Origin of the sequence: Streptomyces sp. IBSBF 3136, from assembly GCF_036815105.1 — a bacterium.
In the GTDB taxonomy this organism is placed as follows: domain Bacteria; phylum Actinomycetota; class Actinomycetes; order Streptomycetales; family Streptomycetaceae; genus Streptomyces.
The window spans coordinates 1-5,703 of sequence record NZ_JAJSZC010000344.1 but is presented as its reverse complement, the minus strand read 5'-3'; the positions used below and the strand labels follow the sequence as shown (position 1 = coordinate 5,703).

The window sequence follows — 5,703 nt, the reverse complement described above, 5'->3', positions numbered from 1 at the left end:
CCCGAGCCCCGGCCAGGCTCCCCCGCCGCCACCGCCGCCCGGCCCGGGCTGGGGCGGCGCGCAGCCCGGCGGACCCGGCGGCTACGGAGGCGGCGCCCACGGCGGTCCTCCCGGAGGCCACGGCGGTTACGGCGCCCCCGGCGGCAACGGAGCCTGGGGCGGCTGGAACGGCGGCTGGGGCGGTCCCCCGCCCGCGGCCAAGCCCGGCGTCATCCCGCTGCGCCCGCTCGGCGTCGGCGAGATACTCGACGGCGCCGTCTCCACCATGCGCACCTACTGGCGCACGGTCCTCGGCATCTCCCTGACGGTCGCGGTCCTCACCCAGCTCAGCGTGCTCCTCCTGCAGGGCTTCGTCCTGAAGGACAGCGACACCACCCACGCCCTCGACAACCCCGACGCCTCCGCCGACGAGGTCCTGCGGGCCCTCGGCTCGCTCGCGGTCGGCGCCGGTGTCGTGGTGGTCGTCTCCGTCGTCGCCAGCATCATCGCGACCGCCCTGCTCACGACGGTCACCAGCCGCGCCGTCCTCGGCAGGCCGGTCAGCGCGGGCGAGGCCTGGCGGGACGCCCGGCCGCAGGTACCGAAGCTGTTCGGGCTGCTCTTCCTGCTGGGGCTCATCTCCTTCGGCGTGATGCTCGCCGGCGCACTGCCCGGCATCGTCTCCGCGATCGCCGGTGGCGGCGAAGGAGCGACCATCGCGCTGTTCGTCCTCGGCCTCCTCGCCGCCTCCGTCGTCCTGGTGTGGCTGACGGTCCGCTTCTCCCTGTCCTCGCCCGCGCTGATGCTGGAACGACAGGGCATCGTGAAGTCCATCGGCCGCTCCGCGAAGCTGGTGCGCGGCTCCTGGTGGCGCGTCCTCGGCATCCAGCTGCTCGCCGCGATCATCGCCAACATCGTCTCTTCGCTCGTGGTGATCCCCTTCACCCTCATCGCGGGCGCGGCAGGCGGCGGGGGCATGGTGGGCATCTTCGCCACCACCAGCAGCCAGACGCCCTCCTGGACCTTCCTGATCATCAGCGCCATCGGCTCGGTGATCGGGTCCATGCTCACGCTCCCGATCAACGCGGGCGTCACCGTGCTCCTCTACATCGACCAGCGCATCCGCCGCGAGGCACTCGACCTCGAACTGGCCCGCGCCGCCGGTGTCCAGGGCCCCACGGCAAGCACCCCCGGCCCCGTACCTGGGAGCTGATGCGGTGAGCCCGACGGGGGGAGTTCTCGGGGCCGCGCCGGTCCTGCCGGACAGCGCCGCGCCCACGGCCCTGCGCGGTCTGATGGGCGCGGCCCGCACCACCGTGCTCGCGGCCGCCGGCCCGGGCGGCGGACCGCCGGTGACCACTCCGCGCGATCCCGCACGGGAGGCGGCACGCCGCGAACTGGCCAAGCGGATGTACCACGAGAACGACCCCGGTCTGCTCCAGCGTGCCCTGAACGCCCTCTGGGACTGGATCGCCAGGCTGCTCGACCGGGCCGCCTCGGCGACCCCGGGCGGCACCCTCGGCCTGCTCGTCGTGGTCCTGTTCGTCGTCGCCGTCCTGGCCGCCCTGTGGTGGCGCCTGGGCACCCCGCGCCGCGAACCGGTCTCCTCGGCCACCCTGTTCGACGACCGCCCCCGCAGCGCCGCCGAACACCGCGCCGCCGCCGGGGCACACGCCGCCCAGGGCCACTGGAACCAGGCCGTCCAGGAACGCATGCGCGCCATCGTCCGCTCCCTGGAGGAACGGGCCCTGCTCGACGTACGACCCGGCCGCACCGCCGACGAGGCGGCCGCGGAGGCCGGCCGCGCCCTTCCCTCGCACACGGACCGGCTGCGCGCCGCCGCCCGGGAGTTCGACGACGTCACATACGGCGGACGCCGTGCGACCGAACCGTCGTACCAGCGCATCGCCGAACTCGACCGCGACCTGGAGCGCACCCGGCCGGCCCTCGCCCACAGCGCCACCAGCACGGCCCACCACACCAGCCAGGGGGCCGCCGAATGACCACCGGGGTCACGCCGCCCGCCACCCCCACGCCGCCGGCCGCAGCCACGGCACCGGCCACCTCCACGGCGCCCAGCGCCCGCCGGGTGTGGACCCGCACCCGGGGCATCGTCCTCGCCGTGGTGCTGATCCTGGTCGCGGCCGTCGCCATGGCCGCCGTCCGCTCCCAGACCCGGCACGGCGCCCTCGACCCCCGCTCCGCCGACCCCTACGGCAGCCGCGCCGTCGCCGCGCTCCTCGCCGACCGTGGGGTCTCCACGCGCGTGGTCACCTCCCTCGGCGCGGCACGCGCCGCCGCCGGACCCGACACCACCCTCCTCGTGGCCGTCCCCGACCTCCTCACCCACCGCCAGCAGACCAGGCTGCGCACCGCGACGGCCCACTCCGGCGGCCGCACCGTCCTCGTCGCCGCCGGCAGCTGGTCCGTCGAGGGGCTCGCCCCCGGGGTCACCGCGGACCCCGCCACCAGCTCCGGCACGACACTCCGGCCCGGCTGCGCCCTGCCCGAAGCCCGGCGCGCGGGCAGCGCCGACACCGGTGGCATCCGCTACACCACCACCCACGTCGACGCCGACTCCTGCTACCCCAGCCGGCGGCTCCCGACCCTGCTCCGCGTCCCGGCGACCTCCGGCGGCGGCGACACCGTCGTGCTCGGCGCGCCCGACATCCTCTACAACAAGCGGCTCGACCAGCAGGGCAACGCCTCGCTCGCCCTGCAGCTCCTCGGCTCCCGCCACCATCTGGTCTGGTACCTCCCCTCGCTCTCCGACACCCTCGCCACCGACGACGGCGAACAGAGAAGCTTCCTCGACCTGCTGCCCTCCGGCTGGCTCTGGGCCACCCTGCAGCTGTTCGTCGCCGCGGTACTCGCGGCCTTCTGGCGGGCACGCCGGTTCGGCCCCCTCGTGTCCGAAGGACTCCCCGTCGCGATCCGCGCCTCCGAGACCGCGGAAGGCCGCGCCCGCCTCTACCGCAAGGCCGACGCCCGAGACCGCGCGGCCGCCGCTCTTCGCTCCACCACCCGCACGCGCCTCGCCCCCCTCGTCGGCGTGCCCGTCGCCCAGGCGCACGCGCCCGAAGCCCTGCTCCCCGCCCTGTCCGCCCACCTCCACGGCGACGGACAGGCCCTGCACTCCCTGCTGTTCGGACCGCCGCCCGGCGACGACGCGGCCCTCACCGCGCTCACCGACCAACTCGACGCCCTCGAAAGAGAGGTACGCCGTCCATGATGGACCCGACCACTGACAACGCCGGGAACACCGGCGAAGCGGGCAGCGCCCGAGCCTCCCTGGAGGCCCTGCGCGCCGAGATCGCCAAAGCCGTGGTCGGCCAGGACCCCGCCGTGACCGGCCTCGTCGTCGCCCTCCTGTGCCGCGGCCACGTGCTCCTCGAAGGAGTCCCCGGCGTCGCCAAGACCCTGCTCGTCCGCTCGCTCGCCGCCGCGCTCGAACTCGACACCAAACGCGTGCAGTTCACCCCCGACCTGATGCCGAGCGACGTCACCGGCTCACTCGTCTACGACACCCGCAGCTCCGAGTTCTCCTTCCAGCCCGGCCCGGTCTTCACCAACCTGCTGCTGGCGGACGAGATCAACCGGACGCCGCCCAAGACCCAGTCCTCCCTCCTCGAAGCGATGGAGGAACGCCAGGTCACGGTCGACGGCACACCCCGCCCGCTGCCCGAGCCGTTCCTCGTCGCCGCGACCCAGAACCCGGTCGAGTACGAGGGCACCTACCCGCTGCCCGAGGCCCAACTCGACCGCTTCCTGCTCAAACTGACGATCCCTCTGCCGTCCCGTCAGGACGAGATCGACGTCCTCACCCGCCACGCCTCCGGCTTCAACCCGCGCGACCTGCACGCCGCCGGCGTACGCCCCGTCGCGGGACCGGCGGAACTGGAGGCCGCCCGCGTCGCGGTCGCCAAGACCCACGTCGACCGCGAGATCACCGCGTACGTCGTCGACATCTGCCGTGCCACCCGCGAGTCGCCCTCCCTCACCCTGGGCGTCTCCCCGCGCGGGGCCACGGCCCTCCTCGCGACCTCGCGTGCCTGGGCCTGGCTGACCGGCCGCGACTACGTCACCCCCGACGACGTGAAGGCACTCGCCCTGCCCACGCTCCGGCACCGCGTCCAACTGCGCCCGGAGGCGGAGATGGAAGGCGTGACGGCCGACTCCGTCATCAACGCCATCCTGGCCCACGTCCCGGTCCCCCGCTGATGGCGCTCACCGGACGCGCCGCCCTGGTCGCGGCCATCGGCTCCATCCCCGTCGGCGTCCTGGAACCCGGCTGGGCGGGCATCCTCGCGGTCAACGGCCCTCTGGCCCTGGCCTGTGCCTGCGACTTCGCCCTGGCGGCACCCGTACGGCGCCTCGTCCTGTCCCGCTCCGGTGACACCTCCATCCGCCTCGGCGAGACCGCCGAGGTCACGCTGACGATCACCAACCCGTCCAGGCGCCCGCTCCGGGCGCGGCTGCGGGACGCGTGGCCGCCGAGCAGCTGGCAGCCGGGTACCGAGGTCGAGGGTTCCCGGCACAGCGTCACCATCCCGGCCGGCGAACGCCGGCGTGTGACGACCCGGCTGCGGCCCACCCGCCGCGGCGACCGCCAGGCCGACCGCGTGACGATCCGCTCCTACGGTCCTCTCGGCCTCTTCTCCCGCCAGGGCGCCCACAAGGTGCCCTGGACGGTACGGGTGCTGCCGCCGTTCACCAGCCGCAAGCACCTGCCGTCCAAGCTCGCCCGGCTTCGCGAACTGGACGGTCGCACCAGCGTCCTGACCCGCGGCGAGGGCACCGAGTTCGACAGTCTGCGCGAGTACGTCCCCGGCGACGACACCCGCTCCATCGACTGGCGTGCCACCGCCCGCCAGTCCACGGTGGCCGTCCGCACCTGGCGCCCAGAACGCGACCGGCACATTCTGCTGGTCCTGGACACCGGCCGCACGTCCGCCGGCCGGGTGGGCGACGTCCCGCGCCTCGACGCGTCCCTGGACGCCGCGCTTCTCCTCGCGGCACTCGCGTCCCGCGCGGGCGACCGCGTGGACCTGCTGGCCTACGACCGCCGGGTCCGTGCTCTGGTGCAGGGCCGTTCCGCCGGCGATGTACTGCCGTCCCTGGTCACCGCGATGGCGACGCTGGAGCCGGAGCTGGTCGAGACCGACGCCCGTGGCCTCACGGCGACGGCCCTGCGCGCCGCTCCGCGAAGTTCTCTGATCGTGCTGCTCACCACGCTGGACGCGGCGCCCGTCGAGCAGGGCCTGCTGCCGGTGCTCCCGCAACTCACCCAGCGGCACACAGTTCTTGTCGCCTCGGTGGCCGACCCGCACATCGCGCGGATGGCGCAGGCGCGGGGCAACGTCGATGCCGTGTACGAGGCGGCCGCGGCGGCCCAGGCGCAGAGCGAGCGCCAACATACGGCCGAGCAGCTCCGTCGCCACGGGGTGACGGTGGTGGACGCGGCACCGGACGATCTGGCTCTCGCACTGGCTGATGCGTATCTCGCCCTCAAGGCAGCCGGCCGACTCTGATCCTCCATCGCCGTCCCCTCAGGGGACAACGAGGCAATGGACCCTGAACGCAGAAAACCCCCGCATCTTTCGATGCGGGGGTTTTCCCAAGAATTGTTCGGCGGTGTCCTACTCTCCCACAGGGTCCCCCCTGCAGTACCATCGGCGCTGTGAGGCTTAGCTTCCGGGTTCGGAATGTAACCGGGCGTTTCCC

5 protein-coding genes and 1 rRNA gene are annotated in these 5,703 nt (G+C 74.0%); 5 read left to right on the top strand and 1 reads right to left on the bottom strand.

The genetic code is table 11. The features are described from left to right. From V7E45_RS38315 to V7E45_RS38295, 5 genes are all read left to right on the top strand, one after another. Window positions 1–1,192: DUF7544 domain-containing protein (locus tag V7E45_RS38315; protein WP_333778896.1), on the top strand; the 1,192-nt coding region annotated here is incomplete at its 5' end. A 4-nt stretch (window positions 1,193–1,196) separates the two neighbouring features. Then, complete coding sequence (locus V7E45_RS38310; RefSeq protein WP_333778895.1) at window positions 1,197–1,982, top strand: DUF4129 domain-containing protein; 786 nt, start codon at window positions 1,197–1,199, stop codon at window positions 1,980–1,982. Further along, the gene (locus V7E45_RS38305; protein WP_333778894.1) at window positions 1,979–3,211 is read left to right on the top strand and encodes a DUF4350 domain-containing protein; all 1,233 of its coding nucleotides are present in this window, start codon (window positions 1,979–1,981) and stop codon (window positions 3,209–3,211) included. Before V7E45_RS38310 ends, V7E45_RS38305 begins: the two co-directional genes overlap by 4 nt. Next, window positions 3,211–4,200 carry an AAA family ATPase gene (locus V7E45_RS38300; protein WP_333778893.1) on the top strand — a complete coding sequence of 330 codons (990 nt, stop codon included), beginning with the start codon at window positions 3,211–3,213 and terminating at the stop codon, window positions 4,198–4,200. Before V7E45_RS38305 ends, V7E45_RS38300 begins: the two co-directional genes overlap by 1 nt. Continuing rightward, the gene (locus tag V7E45_RS38295) at window positions 4,200–5,510 is read left to right on the top strand and encodes a DUF58 domain-containing protein (protein WP_333778892.1); all 1,311 of its coding nucleotides are present in this window, start codon (window positions 4,200–4,202) and stop codon (window positions 5,508–5,510) included. Before V7E45_RS38300 ends, V7E45_RS38295 begins: the two co-directional genes overlap by 1 nt. 95 nt (window positions 5,511–5,605) lie before the next feature. Here the strand turns inward: V7E45_RS38295 and rrf are convergent. Continuing rightward, window positions 5,606–5,703, bottom strand: a 5S ribosomal RNA gene (gene rrf / locus V7E45_RS38290); the annotation flags it as partial.

Bases quoted from the DNA above. Each gene is read 5' to 3' on its own strand.
- V7E45_RS38300 (WP_333778893.1), top strand. From the start codon at position 3,211: ATGGACCCGACCACTGACAACGCCGGGAACACCGGCGAAGCGGGCAGC.
- V7E45_RS38295 (WP_333778892.1), top strand. From the start codon at position 4,200: ATGGCGCTCACCGGACGCGCCGCCCTGGTCGCGGCCATCGGCTCCATC.
- V7E45_RS38305 (WP_333778894.1), top strand. From the start codon at position 1,979: ATGACCACCGGGGTCACGCCGCCCGCCACCCCCACGCCGCCGGCCGCA.